General features: G+C 55.4%; 18 protein-coding genes. 8 read left to right on the top strand and 10 right to left on the bottom strand.

Features of this window, described 5'->3' with window-relative positions; translation table 11 throughout:
• Positions 1 to 133: 133 nt before the first annotated feature.
• The 3 genes from F1E05_RS16515 to F1E05_RS16505 are packed head-to-tail and all read left to right on the top strand — an operon-like array spanning position 134 to position 3,476.
• Positions 134 to 880, top strand: coding sequence for an electron transfer flavoprotein subunit beta/FixA family protein (locus tag F1E05_RS16515; RefSeq protein ID WP_150050389.1), 747 nt, complete (start codon positions 134 to 136; stop codon positions 878 to 880).
• Positions 877 to 1,827 carry an electron transfer flavoprotein subunit alpha/FixB family protein gene (locus tag F1E05_RS16510; protein WP_150050387.1) on the top strand — a complete coding sequence of 317 codons (951 nt, stop codon included), beginning with the start codon at positions 877 to 879 and terminating at the stop codon, positions 1,825 to 1,827. The genes F1E05_RS16515 and F1E05_RS16510 overlap by 4 nt, the downstream gene beginning before the upstream one ends.
• Positions 1,828 to 1,829: 2 nt before the next feature.
• Positions 1,830 to 3,476: an electron transfer flavoprotein-ubiquinone oxidoreductase gene (locus tag F1E05_RS16505; protein ID WP_150050385.1), complete on the top strand. Its 1,647-nt coding sequence runs from the start codon at positions 1,830 to 1,832 to the stop codon at positions 3,474 to 3,476.
• A gap of 34 nt (positions 3,477 to 3,510) precedes the next feature.
• On the opposite strand, the gene F1E05_RS16500 is transcribed toward F1E05_RS16505, so the two are convergent.
• From F1E05_RS16500 to F1E05_RS16470, 7 genes are all read right to left on the bottom strand, one after another.
• Positions 3,511 to 4,659, bottom strand: coding sequence for an acyl-CoA dehydrogenase family protein (locus F1E05_RS16500; protein WP_150050383.1), 1,149 nt, complete (start codon positions 4,657 to 4,659; stop codon positions 3,511 to 3,513).
• 2 nt (positions 4,660 to 4,661) lie between these two features.
• Complete coding sequence (locus tag F1E05_RS16495) at positions 4,662 to 6,209, bottom strand: amino acid adenylation domain-containing protein (protein ID WP_150050381.1); 1,548 nt, start codon at positions 6,207 to 6,209, stop codon at positions 4,662 to 4,664.
• Positions 6,210 to 6,256: 47 nt separating this feature from the next.
• Positions 6,257 to 8,005 carry a B12-binding domain-containing radical SAM protein gene (locus tag F1E05_RS16490; protein ID WP_150050379.1) on the bottom strand — a complete coding sequence of 583 codons (1,749 nt, stop codon included), beginning with the start codon at positions 8,003 to 8,005 and terminating at the stop codon, positions 6,257 to 6,259.
• 92 nt (positions 8,006 to 8,097) lie between these two features.
• Positions 8,098 to 8,574 carry an aromatic-ring-hydroxylating dioxygenase subunit beta gene (locus tag F1E05_RS16485; RefSeq protein ID WP_150050377.1) on the bottom strand — a complete coding sequence of 159 codons (477 nt, stop codon included), beginning with the start codon at positions 8,572 to 8,574 and terminating at the stop codon, positions 8,098 to 8,100.
• Complete coding sequence (locus F1E05_RS16480; protein WP_150050375.1) at positions 8,571 to 9,797, bottom strand: aromatic ring-hydroxylating oxygenase subunit alpha; 1,227 nt, start codon at positions 9,795 to 9,797, stop codon at positions 8,571 to 8,573. The genes F1E05_RS16485 and F1E05_RS16480 overlap by 4 nt, the downstream gene beginning before the upstream one ends.
• Before the next feature lie 51 nt (positions 9,798 to 9,848).
• Positions 9,849 to 10,100 (bottom strand): acyl carrier protein, encoded by a 252-nt coding sequence (locus tag F1E05_RS16475; protein ID WP_150050373.1) that lies wholly within the window; start codon positions 10,098 to 10,100, stop codon positions 9,849 to 9,851.
• A gap of 35 nt (positions 10,101 to 10,135) precedes the next feature.
• A complete protein-coding gene (locus tag F1E05_RS16470) occupies positions 10,136 to 12,697 on the bottom strand; it encodes an SGNH/GDSL hydrolase family protein (protein WP_150050371.1) in 2,562 nt (853 codons plus the stop codon).
• A gap of 495 nt (positions 12,698 to 13,192) precedes the next feature.
• Between F1E05_RS16470 and F1E05_RS16465 the strand changes: the two genes are divergently transcribed.
• The 4 genes from F1E05_RS16465 to F1E05_RS16450 all read left to right on the top strand — a co-directional run bounded on the left by F1E05_RS16465 (position 13,193) and on the right by F1E05_RS16450 (position 16,725).
• On the top strand, positions 13,193 to 13,705 hold the full coding sequence (locus F1E05_RS16465; RefSeq protein WP_150050370.1) for a hypothetical protein: 513 nt from the start codon (positions 13,193 to 13,195) through the stop codon (positions 13,703 to 13,705).
• A 100-nt stretch (positions 13,706 to 13,805) separates the two neighbouring features.
• Positions 13,806 to 14,858, top strand: a complete 1,053-nt coding sequence (recA, locus tag F1E05_RS16460) for a recombinase RecA (RefSeq protein ID WP_150050368.1) — start codon at positions 13,806 to 13,808, stop codon at positions 14,856 to 14,858.
• Between the two features lie 57 nt (positions 14,859 to 14,915).
• Positions 14,916 to 16,268, top strand: coding sequence for a toll/interleukin-1 receptor domain-containing protein (locus F1E05_RS16455; protein ID WP_150050366.1), 1,353 nt, complete (start codon positions 14,916 to 14,918; stop codon positions 16,266 to 16,268).
• Positions 16,258 to 16,725: an nSTAND1 domain-containing NTPase gene (locus F1E05_RS16450; protein ID WP_150050364.1), complete on the top strand. Its 468-nt coding sequence runs from the start codon at positions 16,258 to 16,260 to the stop codon at positions 16,723 to 16,725. Before F1E05_RS16455 ends, F1E05_RS16450 begins: the two co-directional genes overlap by 11 nt.
• Positions 16,726 to 16,790: 65 nt before the next feature.
• On the opposite strand, the gene F1E05_RS16445 is transcribed toward F1E05_RS16450, so the two are convergent.
• Positions 16,791 to 17,879: an IS5 family transposase gene (locus F1E05_RS16445; RefSeq protein WP_150046223.1), complete on the bottom strand. Its 1,089-nt coding sequence runs from the start codon at positions 17,877 to 17,879 to the stop codon at positions 16,791 to 16,793.
• A gap of 168 nt (positions 17,880 to 18,047) precedes the next feature.
• Between F1E05_RS16445 and F1E05_RS16440 the strand changes: the two genes are divergently transcribed.
• On the top strand, positions 18,048 to 19,763 hold the full coding sequence (locus tag F1E05_RS16440; RefSeq protein WP_150050362.1) for a formylglycine-generating enzyme family protein: 1,716 nt from the start codon (positions 18,048 to 18,050) through the stop codon (positions 19,761 to 19,763).
• Between the two features lie 117 nt (positions 19,764 to 19,880).
• Here F1E05_RS16440 and F1E05_RS16435 read toward each other — a convergent pair whose 3' ends face one another.
• Complete coding sequence (locus F1E05_RS16435; protein ID WP_232056684.1) at positions 19,881 to 22,481, bottom strand: EAL domain-containing protein; 2,601 nt, start codon at positions 22,479 to 22,481, stop codon at positions 19,881 to 19,883.
• Positions 22,478 to 22,927, bottom strand: a complete 450-nt coding sequence (locus tag F1E05_RS16430; RefSeq protein ID WP_150050360.1) for a hydrogenase maturation protease — start codon at positions 22,925 to 22,927, stop codon at positions 22,478 to 22,480. Before F1E05_RS16430 ends, F1E05_RS16435 begins: the two co-directional genes overlap by 4 nt.
• Positions 22,928 to 22,930 lie beyond the last annotated feature (3 nt).

Genomic DNA, 22,930 nt, shown 5'->3' with positions numbered 1-22,930 from the left:
GAACTTATCCCGCTCGCAGCCCCGGAATTCGCCGCGACCGGTTGAGTTAACGACATTGGCGCCCTGCGGGTTCTCGCTATCGGCTGGGCTTTTCTTAAAAGAATTCTAACCAACGTCGCAGGTTGTATAGACGATGAAAATACTGGTAGGCATTAAACGGGTGATCGACTACAACGTGCAGGTGCATGTGAAAGCGGACGGCTCGGGGGTCGAAACCGACGGGGTCAAAATGAGCAGCAATCCGTTCGACGAGATTGCGGTCGAACAGGCGATTCGCTTAAAAGAAGCCGGTGTGGCGCACGAGATCGTAGTGGTGTCCATAGGCGAAGCCGAAGCGCAGGAGCAATTGCGCTCGGCCTTGGCGATGGGGGCGGACCGGGCGTTGTTGGTACACACCGCTCAGGCGGTGCAACCCTTGTTGGCCGCCAAAATCCTGGCTGCCGTCGTCAAGCGGGAGCATGCGGATTTGGTCTTGCTCGGCAAGCAGGCGATAGACGACGACGCCTGTCAAACCCCGCAGATGCTGGCGGCACTTCTGGACTGGCCGCAAGCCACCTTCGCCTCGAGCATTCAGGTCGGCGACGGTCGAGCCGAGGTGATTCGGGAAGTCGACGCCGGTCTGGAAACCTTGTCGGTTGCCTTGCCGGCCGTCCTATCCACCGACCTGCGTCTGAACGAACCGCGGTTTATCAAAATCCCGCAAATCATGAAAGCCAAGTCCAAGCCGCTACAGATCGTGGAATTCGCCGAGTTAGGGATTGCGGATACGCCGAGTTTGAGGGTTTTGAAAACCGAAGCGCCGGCGGGGCGGCAGGCCGGAATCAAAGTGGAATCGGTCGCGGAATTGGTGGGTGCGCTGAAAGAACGGGGGTTGCTATGAGCAATAACATTTTGGTGATCGCCGAGCAGCACGGCGGCGTTTTAAATCCGGCTACGGCTAAAACCGTCGCTTGCGCCCGGCAAATCGAGCACCAAACTCTGGATCTTGCGGTGTTCGCGGCCGATGCCGCGCCCGCCGAACACGCGGCCAAGCTGGAAGGGGTCGGCAAGGTGATCTGGCTGGCGGATGCCGGTTACGCTCATCCGACAGCGGTGGGCTTGGAAGGGCGGATTCTGGCGTTGGCGCAGGGATATACGCATATTTTGGCGCCGGCCACGAGTTTCGGCAGGGATGTGTTGCCACGGGTTGCCGCCAAGCTTGACGTGCCGCAAATCAGCGAGATAGTCGCGGTGGAAAGTGCGCGGATATTCAAGCGGCCGATTTATGCCGGAAACGCGTTGATAACCGTGCAAGCGCCGCCGGGCATCGTGGTCGGTACGGTGCGCGCCAATGCCTTCAAGCCGGTCACTGAAAGCGGTGCCGCCTGCATCGAAAAGCACGAAACGGCACCGGACCAGCCCGAGCATACCCGTTTCGTGTCTCTGGTGGGCGGTAGCGGCGACCGGCCGGATTTACAAGCGGCGGCCCGGGTATTGGCTGGCGGCCGTGGGGTCGGCACTCAAGCAGGCTTTGCCGACATTTTCAAGCTGGCCGATGCGATGGGGGCAGCGGTTGGCGCATCCCGCGCTGCGGTGGATGCCGGTTTCGTCCCCAACGACCTGCAAATCGGCCAAACCAGCAAAATCATCGCGCCGGATTTATACATTGCGTTCGGCATTTCCGGCGCATTTCAGCATTTGGCCGGGATCAAGGACGCCGGCGTGATCGTGGCGGTCAATACCGATCCGAACGCGCCGATTTTCGAGGTGGCGGACATCGGTCTGGTTGCCGATTTGTTCGAGGTGATTCCGCAGCTCGAACAAGCCTTGTCTAATCGAGCAGGCTAGCCATGGAACGCGAATCCGTAGCATTCGATGTGGCCATCGTCGGCGCCGGGCCGGCAGGTTTGGCCGCTGCCATTAAAATCAAGCAATTGGCAGGCGAGCGCGGCCTGGATGTCAGCGTTTGTGTGTTGGAAAAAGGCTCCGAAGTAGGGGCGCACATCTTATCCGGCGCTTTATTGGAAATCAAAGCTTTAGAGGCGTTGTTTCCCGCTTGGCGGGATTTGCAGGCCCCGGTCGGGGTAAAAGTTGCCGACGAGGAGCTGTGTTTTCTGGCCGGCCAACAGCACGCCGTGACAGTGCCGGATTTCGCAGTTCCCAAGCCTTTACGTAACCACGGCCATTACGTGGTTAGTTTGGCCAATCTGTGCCGCTGGCTGGGCAAGCAGGCGGAAGGCTTGGGCGTCGATATTTTCGCCGGGTTTCCGGCCGACAGCCTGTTGTACCGCGAAGACGGCGGCATAGCCGGCGTACTGACCGGCGATATGGGGCTGGATAAACAGGGCCGACAAAAGCCCGGTTTCCAGGCCGGCATCGAAGTCAGGGCCAAGTACACTTTGTTTGCCGAGGGTTGTCACGGCCATTTGGGCAAGCAACTGGCGGAACGTTATTGCCTGCGCGAGGGCGCCGATCCGCAGCATTACGGCATAGGCATCAAAGAAGTGTGGAAGATAGACGCCGCCAAGCACCGGCCGGGAAACGTGTTGCATACCTTCGGCTGGCCGTTGGACGGTTCCAGCGAAGGCGGCGGATTCTTGTATCACTTGGACGGACAACAAGTGGCCTTGGGCTTCATCGTCGCCCTGAATTACACCAATCCGCACTTGAATCCCTATCAGGAAATGCAGCGCTGGAAACTGCATCCCAAGATCAAACCCTTGCTGGAAGGTGGCACCCGTGTGGCGTACGGGGCGCGGGCGCTAAACAAAGGCGGCTGGCAGTCGTTGCCGCGCATGAGTTTTCCGGGCGGTTTGTTACTGGGCTGCGATGCCGGCTTGTTGAATCCGGCCAAATTGCGCGGCATCCACAATGCATTGCGTTCCGGCATGCTGGCGGCGGAAACGGTGTGCGAAGCGTTGTTGGCCGGCGACGGCGCCGAGCTTGACAACTTCGAGCAAAAATTTCGCGCATCGCCGATGTATGCGGAGCTCTATCAGGCTCGCAACGTGGCGCCGGCGCTGAGCAAATGGGGCCCTTTGCTGGGCGGAGCGTTTTTTTGGCTGGACCAAAATCTACTAGCCGGGCGATTGCCGTTTACCTTGCGCAAGCCGCGGGCCGATCATGCGGTGTTGAAAGCGGCCACCGCTTGTCCGCCGATCGATTACCCGTGTCCGGACGGCAAGATCAGCTTCGATTTGTTGGCTTCGGTGGCCTTGTCCAACACCCATCACGAGGCCGACCAGCCTTGTCACTTGCAGCTCCGCGACGCCGCAGTGCCGCTGGCGGTCAATTGGCCGCAATACGCAGAGCCGGCTCAGCGCTATTGTCCGGCTAAGGTGTACGAGGTGATAAGCGATGCGCAGGGCCGCCGCAGTTTCGTCGTCAATGCGCAAAATTGTCTGCACTGCAAAACCTGCGACATTAAAGATCCGGCGCAAAACATAGACTGGCGACCGCCCGAAGGTGGGGGCGGCCCCAATTACACCAATATGTAGCGGAAAGTTTGGCTCGCGCCGTTCGGGTGGGGGGCTACAAACCCAGCCAGCGGGCGATGATGTTGCGTTGGATTTCCGAGGTGCCGGAGTAAATGGTGCTACCGATTGCGTCGCGCAACGCGCGTTCCACTTCGTAATCCACCATGAAGCCGTAGCCGCCATGGATTTGTACGCTGTCCATGGCGGTTTTGACTAGCGATTCGCTGACGAACAGCTTGGTGATCGCCGAGTCCATCGACACGTTTTTACCTTGCTGCAGACGCCAGGCGGCTTGGTAGGTCAGCAGCCGGGCGGCTTCCAGATTGACTTTCATGTCGGCGATTTTGTGCGAAATCGCCTGAAATTTGCCTATCGCTTGCCCGGATTGGCTGCGCTTTCTGGCGTAGGCGATAGAGGTTTCCAGCAAGCGTTGCATGGCGCCGACGTGGCCGGCGACCAGCAATACCCTTTCCCAGTCCATCGCCGTGGCGAATACGCTGGCACCGCCGCCCACCGAACCTAACACTGCCGAGGCGGGCAGGTAGACGTTTTCGAACACCAATTCGCTGATCGGCGAGGTGCGCAGGCCCAGTTTCTCGAAGGTGCCGGGTGCCGAAAAACCCGGCATGCCCTTTTCCAGCAAGAAGGCCGTGGTGCCGCCGTGAAAGCCTTTTTGCGGATTGGTCATGGCGAACACGATGGCGACGTCGCCGACCGGGCCGTTGGAAATAAAGGTCTTGCTGCCGTTGAGGCGCCAGCCGTCGCCGTCGGCCACCGCCGTGGTGCGCATGGCGAACGCGTCCGAGCCGGCGCCGGGTTCGGTGATGGCGTGCATGCCTATCAAGCTGCCGTCGCACAAGCCGGGTAAGTAGCGCTGTTTTTGTTCGTCGCTGCCGTGTTCGGATAAGGGAACCACGCAGGCCAGAATGTGGGCGCTGAGGGAGAATACCAAACCGGCGTCGCGGCAGCCGTAGCCCAAGGCTTCCAAGGCGACGGCCACCGATAAGGCGTCCAGATTGCTGCCGCCATAGGCTTCGTCGGCGGGTAGGCCCTGGATGCCCATATCGGCGCATTGCTGCCAACAATCGCGCGGGAACTGGTGCTCGCGGTCGCGCGCAATCACGTCGTCGTTCAGCGCTTGTTGGGCGAATTTGACGATGCTGTCGCTTAAGTTTTTTTGTTGCTCGGACAAACTGAAGTCCATGGTCAGGCCCCCTTCAAGGCTTGGTAATCAATTTTGTCGGTGGAGGTTTTCGGCAGTTCGGGCAGCCAGACGAATTCGTCGGGAATCATGTATAGCGGCAGGTTTTCGGTGCAAAAACGTTTCATCGCTATGATGGACGGCCGGGTTTCGCCGTGATGGCTGACAAAGGCCTTGATTTTAATGCCGGCCTCTTCGTCGGCCTGCGCCAGTACCGCGGCTTCCTTGATGTCGGGATGTTTATACAAGCCGGCTTCGATTTCGCCAAGCTCTACCCGGTAGCCGCGGCGTTTGACCATGCGGTCGCGGCGGCCTTGATACAGATAACAGCCGGGTGCGGTTTCCACCACGATGTCACCGGTGTGATACCACTGTTTGCCGTCGAAACTTAAAAACGCCCGCGCGGTTTGTTCGGCCAAATCCCAATAGCCTTGCATCACGCCGCTGCCGCTGATGCACAGTTCGCCGGACTCTCCGTTCGGCACGATGCGGTCGTCGCTATCGACTACTATGCCTTGTAAGTGGCTGCAGACCTCGCCGATAGGAAAAGGTATCGTGCGGTCTTCCGGTATCGGCAGTTTCACTTCGTAATAGGTGCAAACGTTGGTTTCGGTCGGGCCGTACAGATTGAAATAGCGCGGATGCGGCCACTGCTCGCTAAGATTACGCAAATGTTTGACCGGGAATACTTCGCCGGCGAACAACACCAAACGCAATGCGGAATAGTCGTACTCCGCCAATGTGCCGAATTGGGCCAGCAAACTCAGGATGGACGGTGCCGAATACCAGCAGCTGATGCGCTGTTCGGCAATCAGCGGGGCTAATTTGGTGGGTTCTTTGCCGACGTCTTCCGGCACCAGCACCAGGGCAGCGCCATGCTTCAGCGACACATGCAAATCCAAAATCGACAAATCGAAATGAAAGGGGGCGTGGGACGAGAAGCGGTCGGTTTCGCTCGGTTCGAACACCTCGGAACACCACTCGACAAAGCTGACCGCATTTTGGTGCGACAACATCACGCCCTTGGGTTTGCCGGTGGAACCGGAGGTGTAGAGGATGTAGGCCAAATCGTCGGCGTTCGGTATGACCGTGGTTGCCGCTGCTGGGGAAAGATCGGCCAGAACGTCGGCTAAACCCTGGCCGCCGCCGGCTTGTTCGATGCAACACAGTGTCGGCTCGGCGCCCAACCGGGCTAATTCGACTCGCAATTTTTCTTCGAAGCGGCGTTCGGTCAACAGCACTTTGACCTGGCAGTTGTGCATGATATAGGCGTTGCGGGAGGGCGGCGCGCTGAAATCCACGGGTACGTAGGCGGCGCCGGCTTTTAAAATGCCGTAAATAGCCGCTACCGTATCGATAGACTTGCGCATATAAAGGCCTACCCGGTCGCCTGGCCGAACGCCGGAGGCGATCAAATAATCCCTGAAACCGTCGGACAGTTTATCCAGCTCCTGGTAGGTCTGTTGGCCGGCCTGCGGTTCGACGACGGCAATGCGTTCCGGAAAGCGTTGCGCGGCCTGAATAAATGCCTGATGTAAAACTTGACTCGTCATAAGCGGATTCGTCCTCGGCAATCGAGATAGTCGTTCGCGGATGCGTGTTAAGCGCTTTCCGCGGCTTCCAGAGTGGCGGCGTCCCAGCCCATTTCGTCGAACCAGCGGCCGCCTATGCCGCGGTTTAACGGAAAGGCTTGATTCATCACGCCGTCGAACAAAATCATGTTGTTGCGTTTCAAAATATCGTCTCCTAATGCATCCAGAGCGCGGGCGCGGGCAACCGGGTCTTTGATGCAATCGGCTTCGTGTACCACCGGTATGAATTCCAGCGCGTCGTCGATGGCCGCGTTGTAGTCCTCGACGCAAAACTTGGGCAGAGCGGAGACGCTGCCTTTGATTTCCATCAATCGTCGTACCGCGCGGAAGCCGACGTCAACTAGCTGCTCGCGACTTAGCCATTGGGTTTCGTAGTTGATCCGGTTCAGTAGCGATGCGCTTTCCATGGCTTTGCGGTGCTGTTCGGCGCTACGATGAAACACCCGGTAGCCGTGCTGCTCGGGGAATTCGAAAAAGGTCGAAGCGGGGTCGAGAAATGGAATCATCGGGCATATCATCGGATTGACGTTGCGGCCTTTGAATTTGTGCAGCAGATGGGCGCAGTAATCCACCGTCTCGTCCACAGACCGTGGAGTCTGCTGCGGCATGCCGATAAAGTACCAGATGTCGATGTTATGGATGCCGATTTCCAGGGCCCGCTCTATCCAGGCCTCCATTTCTTCGTTGCTATAGACGCCACGTCCGGATAGCTTGGAAATGGTGTGGTCGTGGCTTTCCGGCGACAAGGTGATGCTGGTGCGCTTGTTGGCGCGCACCATGTGTTTGAGGATGTCCTCGCTGGTTAAAAAATACTGCTCGTAACTGATGCCCTTGAGGCCGGTGTCGCCGACCAAGTCCAGAAAGAAATGCATGCCTTGCGGCGATTCGTTGTACGAGCCTACCGAATAGAAGTGGTAGTTGTTGACGTCCGGAATATTGCGGATGGTCTGGAATTCGTAGCTGATTTCTTCTTTGGGCTTGCGGGCCATGGTGCGGTGACGTTTGAAGACCCGGCGAAAGGCCTCCCGGGAACCGCCGCACCAGCCGCAGTTATAAGCACAACCGGCGTTCTGGGTCGATAAGAGCTCCATGATCGGTAAAGCGGTGGATTTGGCATCCCGCGGCTGTTGCGACCAGTCTATGCCGCAACCGTACACGTTCGGTTTGTGGGCAAAGTCGTTCATTCGCACGTTGCCGTCGTGATCTTTCCACATCAAGTTCTCGATGTCGCTCGGGGCGCGGCCTGCCTTGATCGCGGGCAGCAACTGCGCCATCGGTTCGTGGGTGTTGTAGCCCTGCATCACCATATCGACGTACGGATATTGAATCAGCTCGCTGGCGAAATAAGTGGAGGAAATGCCGCCGAATATGATTTTGATGTCCGGGCGCAAAGCGTGTATGCGTTCGGCGACTGCAAGACTGCCTTGTACGTGCACCATCCAATGCAGATCGATTCCGACCAGAGGCGTATCCAAAGCCAGGGCGATTTTGTCGAAGTCGAGTCCTGGGTGGCGCAGCAGAATGCTGCTTAAATTGAGGATGCGCACCTCGTGGCCGCGTTCGCCCAGAAAACGCTGCAGAGTTTTGAAACCCACCGGAAAATATTCGTACAAAGGCGTGATCGGCACGTCGCCGCTGGTGCCGAGAAAGGGGAAATAGATGTCGCGGCGATTGCGGAAATCGAAAAATGCCGGGGCATGAATCAATACCAGGTCGGAGCGAAGGGACGGCAGGGAGTGGCCGAGGTTTGACATCATATAAATCCTCTAAAGGCAGGCTGAAGGCGAGTGGTTGAAAGTGTCCGGCAAATCGTCCCTGGGTTTACGCGGGTAGTCATTACGATGGTTTTTCACAGAAACAGCGAGAGATTTTCGACGGTGCAGTGATCGACAAGGATTTTTCGTTCCCGTAGCAACCATTTTCCGCCTGTCGACCATTTGTCCTCCCGGCAGCCGATGACCAGCCATTCCTCTCTGAAGCTACGGCTTCTGAATACCATGAAGTTGGACCTGACTAGCACCAAACCGTCCTGTTCGGTATCGGCGGTGATGTTGGAGATGAAACGCCGGGTCCGGGTGGGCGGAATTTCGGTCCAAGCGAGTTCGGTATCCAAGCGGTCTACCCGCAAGATCAAACTGGCTTTGTTTTCGTCGAACAGTGGCAGCCGCTGCGTTTCGTCTTGTTTTTCCTGCGCGCGGGACACATTCGCGCGCACCGGAGCCCAGTAGCGTAAATTCAAGGCTAAAAGTTCCAGCCATTCGCGGTAGCGGCCGGAGTCGAGCAAATGCGCTTCGTGAAATAGCAGTCTTTCGATGTCGTGGATCATGGGGTGCCGTCCGCGTGAGCTATTATCTCCGCCCAACGTTTATAAAACGCCAAGGCCGCAATATCGGATTGCAATGAAGCGGTGTGGCCCGGGAAGGGCCTATTCTGAATTTCCGGGTCGGCGTCGAATTCGTAACAGAGGCGAAAATCCGGCGGCATCCCTTTTAGATTGTCGGCCAAGCGTGACCACACCTCCAAATCGTCCTGTTCCAGCATGCCGGTCGGCGAAAACAGCCGGGTGACCTGTTTTCTGACCAAATCCTTGATTTGCTCGGGCGCGTCCTTGTGATAGAGCGGCCACGACCATAATTCGGTTTGATCGGGGGACCTGGGGTTCCAGACGCGGATACTGCACAATCCCGGAAAATAGACGAAGGACAGATTGGGAAATATCGTGATGACCAAGGTGCAACGCAGCAGTTTGCGTTGGGCTTCCGAGATGCGTTGTTCGGCCGCCAGTTTATCCAGATAAAGCGTGTAGGTGGTGTCGACCTCTTGTTTGGGCGCGATACAGATCAGTATGTGGCCCTGGTCGGTCCAGACGTGAAAGCTGTCTTCGCTGTTCGGGTCTTCGTTGCGGCGCCCGAGTTTGCCCATGCTGCAGTGCACGGCCTGAAAATGCCAATTGTCGGAACCGAATTGTTCCGCTGGAATTTTCCAGTTGCAATGCACGGTCGAACGATGGGTGCCCTTGGACACCTCCGTGCCGCCGTTGCAATCCAACAACATATCCAAATACCATTTCATGTCGCCGAGGTAGTCTTCCAGCGGAGCGGCAGCGGGCGAGAAGGTGCAAAAAATCAGGTCTCGATACACAGAAACCTGGGCGGCTTTGCATAAGCCCCACTTCGATTTGTCGAATTCCGGTGAATGGCGGCGGGGGACGCCGATCAAATCGCCTTTGTTGTCGAATACCCAGTTGTGGTAAGGGCACACGAATTTTCTGGCGTTGCCGTATTCTTGCTGGCAGACTCTGGCGGCGCGATGGCTGCAGACGTTGGCAAACACATTGAATCGGCCTTCGCCGTCCAAGCAAAGCAGTACCGGCACCGTACCGGCGTAAGCCTGGATAAAGTCGCCCTTTTCCTTGAACTGGCTGCGATGCCCGAGGTAAAGCCAGCTTTCGGAAAACACTGTCGCTTGTTCGCGGGCGAAAATATCCGGGTCGGTGAATACCCGCCCGCTGACGGTTCTATCGTGAATGTCGACCAGGCGCTTATCCATGGGTCTCCCAATTAGCCAATAGTGCTGAAATCGCAACGGGTGGGTATGCGCTTAACCTAATTTCGCCTGAACCAGCGCGCTGATATCGGCTAGGGTGTCGAGATGTTCCGAATCGGTTTCGTGCGCCTTGAATTTGACGCCGAACTTTTCCTCTAAAAATGCAACCAGCCGCAAAGTTGCAATCGAGTCAAGAATACCGCCGGTGATGAGCGGCGTATCGTCGGTCAATTCGTCCGGGTTTTCCCCCGGCAAAAATTCCCTGAGCACAAATTCTTTAACGATTGCGAGTGTGTCTTGAGTCATGTGTGGATTCTCCTGTTGGCGGATGCGTTGTTGTTTTACTGATGGGTTGATGAAAACACGGCCTCGCGGTTTACCAGCAAGGCGTCGTAAATTGCCGATGCAATCAATTGATGACCGGTGCCGTTGGGATGTTCGTCCCATTCGGCCAAACGAATGGTATTAATGTCGCGGCCGCGGAACATTCCGTTCAAGTCGAGCACGATAAAACCTTCCGCGGCGGCGATTTTAAGACTGGGCGCAGTTTCTTCCTGCCATACCCCGTCTCGTAGTTGCGGTAAAAATATCAGTACCGGCTTGATACCGCGTTCGCGGCATTGGCTGGTGATGCGACGGTAAATTGCCGTGAGTATGTCTTGGCCGTAAGGCTCTAAAAGTCTTAGTGCCGTGGTTTCGTCCATATCCGGGGTTACAGCCGCGGATGTGACGATGGCGCTTAATTCCGGATAAGGAATGGCAATTTTTTCGCGCACCGCGGTGGCGATATAGCGAGCGGAGCGCGACATTTCCCGGCCGGTGGCGATATAAAAAACGGCGCTCGGCGTAAAGCCGAATGCCTTCTCCAGTGCGGGTAGTTGTTGCGGCGGATTGTAGCCGGGTACCCCGAAATTCAACAATTCGTATTTGGCGTAAGGCGAGTTGACCAACTCCCGATTCAGGCGGTCTTCCAATAGCGCTTCGAAGGTTTGTCCGTCGCCGACGCCCCAGCCCATCACCGACGAAGCGCCCAGCACCGCCGCTCTGAACACGCCCGGCTCCGGCGCCACAGCATAATCTTTATCGCGCATGCCGTATTGATTGATGGTAATTCGGCCGTACTTGGTGTCTTCGGCAAAGGAAGGAATCAGTTCGGTATGCGCAAAGCCGGGGACGAAACGCTTCAAATTGCTGGAGTCCACGTCTATCCAGTTGGTAGGCTTTTTAGAATACACTTCCCATAACTGCGAATTGAAACGGTTAACGTCCAGGAGATTTTCGTAGTAACCGCGTTCCATTTTGGCGGTATCTATCCGGCTTAAATGGCTGGAGCGTAAAGACAGCACCATGGTGGCTGTGGTGGGAGAAAACTGCGAATAAATCCCTTCGATGCCCAACAAGCACAGCAGCACGATTTTTACGGTAGTGATCGATACCGGCGACCAGATTTTTCGGCTAACGCCTTTACGCGGCGGTATATTGCCCGATGCGCCTATAGTGCCGGTGCTGCTGGCGACAACCACTAATAACGCAGCCACCAGCAGCGATTGTGCATTAAACACCGGATTGCTGTTAGGCTCGGCCGCCGCGGGGTCGGAACCCAATACTTGCCACAGCGACAGCCAGCCTGTAATCGATTCGCTGGTCCAGAACGACCATAAAATGCACAGCGCAATAAACGTCACCAACGTTTGCAGGTAAAGCGACAACCGGCTGCGCCAGCTTTGGGTGGATTTGTTCAGGGTACGGGTTCTGCCCCATTTGGCTTCATATAACGAGTTGGCGATGACTACCGCGCCAAGCAATGCCCAATATAAAAAGTCCTGCGGGACGAACAAAATGGTCCCTCTCAGCCAGAACCATTGGTAGGCATGCAGAAACCAGGTCAGAAAAAACACCAGCATCGTCGATAAAACCAGCGCCCAGGTTGCGCCGTAATCTTTTATCCGAAAATAAACCGGAAAATAAAACACCTTCATCATGAAATCCTTCCAATAGATGTTGGCGCGCCGGTACCAGTCGTTGAAACTGGTGGCTAGGAAAAAGAGATGGTGAGTTTCCGGTACTCTAAACCCGAATAAATGCAAAAGGCCGGTGATCAGGTGGAACAGACCGGAAACCCGCAAATACAGTGCAAAATTGGCTAACAAAAACTGGGCCAAATCTCCGCCGGTGTGGACTTCCGCCGGTGCCAAGGTCAAATGGTAATAAACCAGCCGGTAAATAATCAGTTGGGTAACGCCCCTGAGCATCCAATCGACGCCGGTTTGATAGATATGAAAGCTGTCGGCGTCGAAATAATTGCGGCGAAACGTTTTGTAGTCGACCACCGGAAACAGCGGGAAACAAGCGTTGGGCAGCATGAAGAAATAACTGAGGCTGCGCGACAAATTGAACGGCGCTTGATCGTGCTGCAAATCGTACATATACACGATCAGCCGGAACATGAACATGGAGCCTAAGATCGGCCAAATGGCGGCCGACCAGGGGAATGCGAGCAACTCGGCCCGTTGTAGCGCTAAAACCGAGCCGACGCTCAGTAACAGCACAATGCGCCACAGGAAAGACAGCGGCAGATGACAAATTCCGATCAACAACAAGCCGATGCCGATTAACCAGGCCCCGTTCTGCCAGCCCATCACCAGCACGATTCCGGCCAAGGACAAGCCGAGAAAAAACGGTAGCCGGTAAGCCAGAGGCAGCCAGGCATGCAGCAGAAATCCGCCGAAGGCCAACACGGCTAAACGTAGAAAAGCGGCGTTTTCGATTTGAAACTGGCGCATTGCCAGCAGCATGAAAGCCAGTTGCAGAACGATCAACAAAAACTTCGGAAAAGTAATTCCACCGGGTGAGTTCGAATCGGTTTGAATCGACGCCGTTAATCTTGAGATGAAATTACCCACTGTATATGTCTCCTAATTATTGTTTATTACAATTTTGTTATCGAGCCACTTGCGAATTCCTTAGTCGCGAATCAAGAAAGCTTACCGTCAATATTGCAGGCTAAACGTTCGCACGGATTGCCTTAGTCAGTATTGCGTGGATTATGGCATAGTTTTTCGGGTTGAACATTGGCAGGTTGAAATGCGCGAAGATCTATCCAGGGGACTGGAAGAGCGGCAGCGTTTGTCGAGAAACGGTATCACTCAACGGAAATGCGGAAAACCCCCGCTTATTCTGTAATGAGTTATGTGAAATTTGGATGAAGATTAAATTAAACGTTGCTAGATAATGCCCGCGGGCATTTAAACAAAAGATTGACGCTATATTGTCTTTTTATCATTTAATTAAAAATTTCTAAGTTTTCATGGTCTATTTTTTGCTGGAAACAGGCTTGCCGGCCATATGTGGCATAATCAAACTCATCCCTTTTCGTTAACCAGCCGATTCGAAACTCCGTGCCGACCTTCATTCTTAGCTGTCTGGTGTTAACCTTTTTGTTGCTGACCGACAGTTTCTATCTGCCGTATTTGCTTGAAGCAGCGGTTTGGCAGGCGGCGCTTGCCCTGGCTATCGCTTGTTATCTGGCAGGCCTTGCGAAAAAACTGTCCGGCGCCGCTTGGCACGACGGTTTTGCGGCTTGTCTGCTATGGGCTTGGTACGGTTGCTGGAAGCCGTTGTTCAGCCCGGACGCGCCGATGTTTTTCGCCTTCCCGCCGTTTTTTGCCGTGCTGAGCGGCTGGCTATGGTTTGCGGTGATAAGCAAAAGCCGCTATTTCGATCAAGCCTCGCGCGATTCGTTGATTTACGTGCAGACTCGGCTGGCGCGCTTCAACACGCTTCTATTGGCGCCGGCGCTGCTGGCCAGCCTATGGATACCCGAACATTACCTAGTGTATCCGGTGCTGATGTGCGCATTCATCGTGCGCTACACCTTGCAGCGCTGTCTGGAAATCGTACAAAGCGACTGACGGGAACAGCGGCGGCCGGTACCGGGCGAGCTGTGTTGCCGGCTATCATCTATGTGATAATGCCGGCTTTGAATTTTGCGATAACTAGCGGGAAATCCTGATGGACGAGAACAAGAAAAAAGCGCTCGGCGCAGCGCTGATGCAAATCGAAAAACAATTCGGCAAAGGTTCGGTGATGCGCATGGGCGACGTCGCGGCGTCTCGCGACATTGAAGTCGTTTCCACCGGTTCGCTGTCGGTCGATATCGCCTTGGGCGTGGGCGGCTTGCCGCGCGGCCGCATCATCGAAATCTACGGCCCGGAATCGTCGGGTAAAACCACGCTGACCCTGCAAACCATCGCCCAGGTGCAAAAACTCGGCGGCACCGCCGCGTTCGTAGACGCCGAGCACGCGCTGGACCCCGTCTACGCGCAAAAAATCGGCGTCAACATCGACGATTTGTTAGTGTCGCAACCGGACACCGGCGAACAGGCGTTAGAAATTACCGACATGCTGGTGCGCTCCGGCGCGGTCGACATCGTGGTAGTGGATTCGGTAGCGGCCTTGACCCCGAAAGCTGAAATCGAAGGCGACATGGGCGACTCGCACATGGGCCTGCAAGCCCGCTTGATGTCGCAAGCCTTGCGTAAACTCACCGCCAACATCAAACGCTCCAACACCCTGGTGATCTTCATCAACCAGCTCAGGATGAAAATCGGCGTGATGTTCGGCAACCCGGAAACCACCACCGGCGGCAACGCCCTGAAATTCTACGCTTCGGTACGCCTGGACATCCGCCGCATCGGCGCGATCAAAAAAGGCGACGAAGTCATCGGCAACGAAACCCGGGTTAAAGTCGTCAAAAACAAAGTTGCCCCGCCGTTCAAGCAGGCCGATTTCGAAATCCTGTACGGCGAAGGTGTGTCGTTTTACGGCGAACTGGTGGACTTGGGCGTCGAATTCGGCCTGGTGCAAAAATCCGGCTCCTGGTACAGCTACGGCAACGAGAAGATCGGCCAAGGCAAAGAAAACGCCAAACAATTTCTACGCGACAACCAAGAAAAAGCCGTCGAACTGGAAAAAGCCATCCGCGAGAAAGCCTTCGCCGGCCGGATCAGTGCAACGCCTATGCAGGACGACGATAACGATGCGGAGTTTGTGGACGGGGATTGATGACCAAGCCGCCGCGCCGCGCGGAAAATAAGTACTTTCAGCCCTCCTGATGCGGAAATGGCCTTTAGCGAAAAAGATTGGCGAAAGCTGCTGAAAATTTTCGAGCAAAGAGAATGCGTGTTGATGTTGGGCTCGGATATTCCGTCCGGAGCCGATAACTCGCAACCGCCGCTTTCGACTTTGCTGGCGCGGCAATTGGCCTGTCAAATCAGCGATCAGGCGTCTATTTGTAATCAGGACGATTTACCGAATGTTGCCCAAAATTATTTAGCCAAACAGGGTGGAATTAGCGGTTCTTTTGACCTGCAGGTGGAGGTGGAAGATTTCTATAAAGCCCATCGCACCGAAACTACGGCTCTACATTTATCGTTAGCGAATCTGCCCTTCAAGTACTGCATATCCACAACGGCCGATGCGGCGATGGAGAATGCGTTCAGGGCCGTCGGTAAGCAGCCGCTGAGCGCCTTTTATCATTTCAAAGGTGGTAATCAAGGTTTACCAGGGAATGCGCAGGTTGATAAGCCATTGATTTATCATTTGTATGGCGCGATAGCGGATAGTCGCTCGCTGGTTTTGGCCGAAACCGATTTGCTCGACTTTCTTGCCAACATTATTTGCGGGAATCCCAAGTTACCGCCCGCACTCGGCCACATACTGGCCGACTCCAACACCTCTTTTCTATTCATCGGTTTTGGTTTTCAGCAGTGGTATTTGCGGGTGTTGCTGCACGTGTTCCGCGCCAAGCAGCAAAGCGCTCGGCCGTGGTCGGTGGCCTTGGAGAATACCCGCTTTTTCGACGAACCTGTTTACCCCAGCGTTGCCTGGTTTTATGGCGATAAACATGCCATTGAGTTCAAAAATTGCGACTGGAACGGTTTTGCCGCTGAACTGAATCGCCGCTATCGGCAACATGTCGCGGAACAGGCGCCGACACCGGAACCCGAGCTACCCGCGGACGCGCCGGTGGTATTTTTATGCCACTGCTCGGAAGATAGCGAGGCTGTAGGCTTGCTGGGCCAAAAACTGCGCGGTAAAGGCTTGAACACTTGGCGCGACCGCGACAATTTGCGCGGTGGCGACAATTGGGATAATAAAATCAAACATTTGATTGAATCTCGCGCCGTCCATTATTTTTTGGTGCTACAAACGCCGGCCATGCTTGCCCGCTGTGAAAGCTATTTTGTCACCGAAATCAAAACCGCGTTGGAACGGCAAAAATCCGTTTGGGACGAATATCTTTTCATTGTGCCGGCATATCTGGCCGGCAATGGTCAAGCCAAGCTGGATGCCTTAAAGCACCTGGATTACCTCGATCTTCGTCAAGATCAAGACCTAGACCGGCTGGTGCAAAATATTCAGGACGATCAGCGCGAACGCTTGGCTAGAAAAGAGTGGGCTCATGCAGGATAACCAGCGCCTGGAGCACTCGAAAAGCTATCGCTACCCAGGCCCGTACTCGTTTAGGGATGACGAAACTGACAGCCTGGTGTTTTTCGGCCGCGACGAGGAAATAGCGGAAGTATTGAACCGGCTGCTGTCCGGCAAACTGTTGGTGATGTACGCCAAATCCGGGCTGGGTAAAACCTCGCTATTGCAAGCCGGCTTGTTTCCCAAACTGCGCGAACTGAATTACTTACCGATCCGGCTGCGCTTTATAGACGGAAAACCGCCGTTGGAAGCACTGCGCAGCGCGGTGGCCGAGACTTGCAAGGCCCAGCAAATCGCCTACAGCGAAGGCCAGGGCGACAGCTATTGGGAGTTTTTTAACAGGGTGTTGAAATTTGCCTATATGCCTTCGGCTTCAAAACCATTTTTTGGTTTTGTTGGGCTTCTGGAAGCCCGATCACACCTCAAAAACCGGTTTTAGCCGGTTATATTCGCCCCGAAGGGCGTTAAATTCCGCCTTTTGGCGGATTTCAGGCGCACCACCGCCTAGGCGGTACTGTATCGCCAGCCGAAAATGGTACCCATGCGCGTCAGGTTATAGGCGGCAAAGGTAAAAATCGTTTGCGCGGCGACCTTCTTTAACCCCCGGAACTTGGTTTGGCGTAGCGGGCCGACTGTCTTGGCCCAACCGAAGACTTCTTCGATCCGCTTACGGATTTTGAGACTTTTACGGTAACCGTCGTGCCGGGTTGTGCGACCGTCAATGGCGGAGCCTTTGTCTTTGCTGGCGACATGCGGCGTGACTTTGCGCTGGCGTAACTTGGCGACAAAATCCTGCGTATCGTAATTTTTGTCGGCGGCCAAGGTCGCGCCCGGTTTGTGGATCGTGCGTTTGACCATGGCATGGGCCGCCTCGCGTTCTGCGGTGCCGGTGGCCTGGGTGACTTCGACGTCGACGACCAAGCCATTACGGTTCTCCATCAAGGCATGACCGAGGAAAGCCAGCTGCGATTTGTCGCCCTCGCTCTTTTTGTACAGCCGAGCATCGGGATCGGTGGTCGAGGCGTGGGTTTCGTTACTGCGTTTCTCGCCCTTGAAGTTGACCGTGGGATTGCGGCCGCCATCTTCCGGCGGCGGGGTCGAGCCGTCTTTCTTGACGAAACTCTTGTGCGAGGCCCAGGCTTGAATCAGCGTGCCGTCCACCGAGAAATGCTCGTCAGAGATCAGCTGTTTCCACTCCGCCAAGGCCAGTACCCGTTCGAAAAACAAACGACTGATCCGTTCGTTGAGCAAACGGTCGCGGTTGGCGCTGAAGGTCGAGTGATCCCACACCTCGTCATCTATCGTCAAGCCGACAAACCAGCGGTACAAGAGGTTGAAGTCGATATGCTCCACCAGTTGCCGTTCCGAACGGATGGAAAATAGCACTTGCAACAAACTGGCGCGCAACAAGCGTTCCGGCGGAATGGAATCTCGACCGCGACGAGCGTAGAGCGCGTCGAACTCGTCGTTTAGCGTGGCGAGCAACAAGTCGACCACTTGACGCAGCTTGCGTAGCGGATGCTTTTTGGGAATCCGGCTTTCCAGGGTTCGGTAACTGAACAGGTCTTCTTGAGTAATGTCGGCGCCGCGCATGGGGACAGTGCAATATATTGGAGATAGAACTATTTTATCATTTAGAACAATACTTTATGATTTACCAACACATCTGACTCAACCAGCCAATGCGGGTTACAGGGGAGATAAAATCAACAGCCTGTTAACAGCGCAATTTTCTCCAAGGGCCAGCTTTTCCTTAATCCTGTGCTGATTCTCGACCAATTCGAGGAAATATTCACCTTAAAACAAAACCAAAACCATCGGCAAATCCTGGCTGAACAACTCGGCGATCTGCTCAGCGGACAAATGCCGGAAAGCCTGCGCAATCGGCTGCGCGAAGGCCACAAACCGGATTACAGTTTGCGCCCGCCCGAGGTGCGGGTTTTGATCAGTTTGCGCGAAGACTCGCTGGGTGCCTTGCAGGAATTGGCGACCCAAATTCCCGGTATCCTTTCGGAAGTTTTTCGGCTGACCCCGTTGGATTTGGCGCGGGCGCGCAAAGCTATCGTCGAACCGGCCGCTTTGGTTGTGCCAGGCCGCTTCCGCTCCAAACCGTTCAGCTTTCAAACCACAATGGTCGATGCGCTGCTGGCGCATATGCAAGACAAACGCGGCAACATCGAGCCTTTTGAATTGCAACTGCTCTGCCGGCATGTCGAATTGCAAGTCGTTGCCCGCCAAGCCGAATCCAACGAAAGTCTGGAGGTGGATTTACAGACTTACCTGGGCGGCGAAGCCGGTATGGATAAGGTGGTCAACCAGTTTTATCGCAGCGCTATCGGCCGGCTTGATAGTTGGCACACCCGCCGCAAAGCCAAACGCTTATGCGAAACCGGCTTGTTGAATAGCGAAGGCCGCCGCGAAAGTTTGAGCCGTAACCAAATCAAGCATCAGTTCAATTTAAAAGACGCGGTGCTGAAACAATTAGTGGAAAGTAAAGTGCTGCGCCGTGAAGAGCGCTTGGACGACTACGCCTACGAATTGAGTCACGACAGTCTGGCCTCGACGGTATTCAAGGCCCGCAAAGCCAAAACACGTTTGAAAGGGATTTTGACGGCCTTGCCTATTATTTTAGCGGTTGCAGTGGCGCTTGCCTTGCAAATGACGAAGATCGAAAATCAAGACGTTCGCCTGAATGCGGCATTGGATGAATATAAAACGCAGGTTCGCGAAATCGTAGCGCTGGATAATCCGGACGATCCGAAACGGCGCACCATCAAGGAACCGGCGATGACGAAGGTGTCGGCCGGTCGTTTCATGATGGGCAGTCAAACCGGAGATTCTGACGAACGACCGCCGCATCCGGTGACGATTGCGGCGTTCGAGATCGGCATATATGAAGTCACCTTCGACGAATACGACCAATTTGCCGCCACCGAACTGGACCGGCTCCCCGACGATGAAGGTTGGGGACGGGGCAAGCGGCCCGTCATTAACGTTAGCTGGCAAGAGGCCACGGATTATGCGGCTTGGCTGTCGAAAAAAACCGGCAAACATTATCGGCTGCCAACCGAAGCGGAGTGGGAGTATGCGGCCCGCGCCGGCACGACCGGAAAATATTTCTGGGACGCTGAGGAGGACCCTGCGCACTATGCTTGGTTCTTGGAGAACTCTAAAGACCCGGCGGATGGCAAGAATAAGACGCAGCCGGTAGGGCAGCGCAAGCCTAACCCTTGGGGCTTGTACGACACCGCCGGCAACGTATGGGAATGGGTGCAGGACTGTTATCACCAGAATTACGACGGGGCGCCGGGCGGCGGCAGTGCGTGGCAACCAAGCTCGGGGGGCTGCGAGAGGCGGGCGCTGCGCGGCGGCTCGTGGGGCAGCTATCCGTCGGACCTGCGTTCCGCCATCCGCGACAGGGGCCGGCCCGTTGCTGCGAGCTACTTCACCGGTTTTCGGCTCGCCAGGACGCTGTAACCCTTTGCGCTTTTGGCTTTTTCCCTTTTTGATAGGCCGCGGGCCGCTTGCGAATTTTGGGATAGGCCGGGAAACGCGGCACGCCGGATGCGGTGGCCGGCAAGTCTTGGAATGGCGTCAGCCGTCTACCTGCTTGGCTAACCACTCGGTTTCGAATGTGTGGCCGGGAAGCGGCGGGGATAGCAGATAGCCTTGTATCTCGTGGCATTGATAGCTTCTGAGCAAGTTTAGTTGCGCTTCGGTTTCCACCCCTTCCGCGACCACTTTAAGATTCAAGATGTGGCCCATAGAGACGATGGTGTTAATGAACGCGGCTTGTTGCGAGCCGGGGTCGTCGTGATAGGCTTGGACAAAAGAGCGGTCGATTTTCAAGACTTGGATCGGTAGTTTTTGCAAATAGGCCAGCGACGAATAGCCGGTACCGAAGTCGTCCATGGCGACATAAAAGCCCAATTCGCGAATTTGGCGCAATTGCTGGGTCGCCCGTTCGATATCCTTCATGATCGTGCTCTCGGTCACTTCCAGCTCTATGTTGCCGGGGGTGACGCCGGTTTCCTTAGACATGCGTTGCAGCAGCTCTATAAAGTCTTCGGCCAGCAGTTGCTTGGCGGACAGGTTCAACGCCAAACGAAAGTCCGGAAATTGCGCTACCCATTGTTTGGCTTGTAAAAATCCGGTACGCAAAATCCAATCGCCCAGCGCCAGGATCAAACCGGTTTCTTCCGCCATGGGGATGAATTGATCGGGCGGCACCATGCCTATGCCGGGCCGTTTCCAGCGGATAAGCGCTTCCGCTCCGGTCAGGCGGCCGGATGAGCAGTCCGCTTTGGGCTGATAATACAGTTCGAATTCCTGTTTTTCCAAGCCGTGTCTCAGGGCGTTTTCCAATATCAGGCGCTGATGCGCCGCTTCGGTCATGCCGGCTTCGAAATAGCGGAAGGTGCCGCGGCCGCGCTCCTTGGAAACATACATGGCGGTATCGGCGTGTTTGGTCAAGGTATCGTAATCCTGGCCGTCGTCCGGGAAAATGGAAATGCCGATACTGACGCCGATGTAGACCTGATATTCCTGGATCGGTATGGGTTTGGTCATCAGCTCTACCAGCTTGCGGGCCAGGTCGCTGACGTCTTGGGTATCGTTCAAGCCGGGTAAAATCACCGTGAATTCGTCGCCCCCCAGGCGCGAGACCGTATCGGATTTGCGCAGGCAGTTCTGCAGCCGGTTGGAGACGATTTGCAACAAGGCGTCTCCCGCCCAGTGGCCTAGGGTATCGTTGATATTCTTAAAGTGGTCGAGATCGATAAAAAACAACGCCAGCCGGCTGTTGTTGCGTTGGGCGCTCAGAATTTCGTGTTCGAAGCGCTCCTTGAACAAAAAACGGTTCGGCAGGCCGGTCAGCACGTCGTAATAGGCCAGGCTTTTCAATTCCTGTTCGGTTTGTTTTTGCTGGCTGATGTCGGTCGATACCGAGACGAAATGGGTAACCCGGCCTTCGTCGTCGGTAACCGCGTTGATGCTGAGCAGCATCGGAAAGTTTTCGCCGTTTTTGCGCCTATCCCAAATTTCGCCTTTCCAATAGCCGCGGCTTAATAACGATCCCCATAAGTTGGCGTAAAACGAGCGGTCGTGCATATTGGATTTCAACAAGCGGGTATGTTGGCCCAAGGCCTCTTCGCGCGAATAACCGGTGATGTGGCAGAATGCGGCGTTGACTTCCAGGATGATGGCGTTCGGGTCGGTGATGAAAATGGCTTCGCTGCTGTTTTCGAAAACTTTGGCATTCAAACGCAATTGCATCTCCCGATGTTTCAATTCGGTGATGTTCAAGGCCGTGAGCACGGCACCTTCCAATTTGCCTTGTTCCGAATGCAGCAAACTGCTTTTGAGAAAATAAATGCCGTTGGAATGTGGCGTGGAGGCGCCGATGAGGGTGTGTTCGGCGCTGTAGTTGCCGTGCAGCCGGGCGGCTTCCAACATCACGGACTTAACCGGCCAAGGTAATTCGGGCAGTAGTGCGTCCAAACGCCGCAGTTCGTTGTCGGGCAATAGCCGGTCTATCGGGCTGTGCAATAGTTCGGTTTCGCTGTAGCCCAGTTCAAGCTCCACGGCGCGGTTGATGCGGGTAATCAAGCCCTGGGTATCGATGACGAACAACAAGTCGTCCATGCTGTCCATGATGCGGGCGACGAAGCGATTTAACGCGTGTTGCTGGTTGACTTTGCTCTTTAATTCGGCTTTTTGCTGTTCCAAGTCCTTCAGCATGGCGTTCATGCTGGCGGTGATGATGTGGATTTGTTTTTCTTGTTGCAGATGGGATTGGCGGAGTTTATCGAGTTCGTCTTGTAGCTCGGACGGTGTCGCCGTGCCGCCGTCGTTGCTCAAGATTCCGGCATCTCTGAGGCTGGCCAGCGAGGTGTAAAACACGTTGAGGCGTCGGATCACCCTGCAGCCGGATGTCAATGGAATGCGCGCCCCGTGCTGAGGGCACACCAGTACGTCGTCGGCAGTTAACGGGCAAGAGGCGAGATCGAAACCTTCGTGCGGGCAGCGAGACGGAATCGCCACGAAGCTTTCGTTCCAAGGGAAAATCAGCATCTCGAGGGAGCGGCTCAAGCTGGGGTGCGCCAAGCGCGCTTGCCAACGCGGCGGCGCGCAATGCTCCAAAAAGTCTTGGGTTTCGAACGCGATGTCAAACGTTGTGGAGGTTTTGAAATTCACGGTGCTACTACTTGACGGATAAGGTGTACCGCTTTCGGTATGGCGAGTTCTACCGAACGAGTTAATTGAGAGGTAAAGGGCGAAACGCCGGCTATGCCGACGCCGACCATGCGGATTTCCGGGAGTGGCTTATCCGACGCCAGCAACGCTTGGATTAAGAAATCGATCCCTGCTGCGTGGCCGTAATTGACCGGCGACAGCCTGGATAGGCGGGCCAAATCGAATAGTTCCACCGCGCCGGGCGTTTCGGGGTTGTGATAGGCGTCAACTATGAGCGCCCGGTTACAGGCCTCGAATAAGCGCAAGGCATTCAAGCCGGTGATACCGGCCTCGAAAATTTGCACGCCGGCAGGCCAGGCCAATTGGATCAGCGCTTGATAAATCCGGATGCCGACGGCGTCGTCGCCATGAAAACCGTTGCCGAAACAAATGATGTGGCAGTGCATGTT

This window comes from Methylomonas rhizoryzae, assembly GCF_008632455.1.
Classification (GTDB): domain Bacteria; phylum Pseudomonadota; class Gammaproteobacteria; order Methylococcales; family Methylomonadaceae; genus Methylomonas; species Methylomonas rhizoryzae.
This window is presented reverse-complemented; position numbering and strand designations above follow the sequence as displayed.

Bases quoted from the DNA above. Each gene is read 5' to 3' on its own strand.
- F1E05_RS16515 (WP_150050389.1), top strand. From the start codon at position 134: ATGAAAATACTGGTAGGCATTAAACGGGTGATCGACTACAACGTGCAG.
- F1E05_RS16510 (WP_150050387.1), top strand. From the start codon at position 877: ATGAGCAATAACATTTTGGTGATCGCCGAGCAGCACGGCGGCGTTTTA.
- F1E05_RS16505 (WP_150050385.1), top strand. From the start codon at position 1,830: ATGGAACGCGAATCCGTAGCATTCGATGTGGCCATCGTCGGCGCCGGG.
- F1E05_RS16500 (WP_150050383.1), bottom strand. From the start codon at position 4,659: ATGGACTTCAGTTTGTCCGAGCAACAAAAAAACTTAAGCGACAGCATC.
- F1E05_RS16495 (WP_150050381.1), bottom strand. From the start codon at position 6,209: ATGACGAGTCAAGTTTTACATCAGGCATTTATTCAGGCCGCGCAACGC.
- F1E05_RS16490 (WP_150050379.1), bottom strand. From the start codon at position 8,005: ATGATGTCAAACCTCGGCCACTCCCTGCCGTCCCTTCGCTCCGACCTG.
- F1E05_RS16485 (WP_150050377.1), bottom strand. From the start codon at position 8,574: ATGATCCACGACATCGAAAGACTGCTATTTCACGAAGCGCATTTGCTC.
- F1E05_RS16480 (WP_150050375.1), bottom strand. From the start codon at position 9,797: ATGGATAAGCGCCTGGTCGACATTCACGATAGAACCGTCAGCGGGCGG.
- F1E05_RS16475 (WP_150050373.1), bottom strand. From the start codon at position 10,100: ATGACTCAAGACACACTCGCAATCGTTAAAGAATTTGTGCTCAGGGAA.
- recA (WP_150050368.1), top strand. From the start codon at position 13,806: ATGGACGAGAACAAGAAAAAAGCGCTCGGCGCAGCGCTGATGCAAATC.
- F1E05_RS16455 (WP_150050366.1), top strand. From the start codon at position 14,916: ATGGCCTTTAGCGAAAAAGATTGGCGAAAGCTGCTGAAAATTTTCGAG.
- F1E05_RS16450 (WP_150050364.1), top strand. From the start codon at position 16,258: ATGCAGGATAACCAGCGCCTGGAGCACTCGAAAAGCTATCGCTACCCA.
- F1E05_RS16445 (WP_150046223.1), bottom strand. From the start codon at position 17,879: ATGCGCGGCGCCGACATTACTCAAGAAGACCTGTTCAGTTACCGAACC.
- F1E05_RS16430 (WP_150050360.1), bottom strand. From the start codon at position 22,927: ATGCACTGCCACATCATTTGTTTCGGCAACGGTTTTCATGGCGACGAC.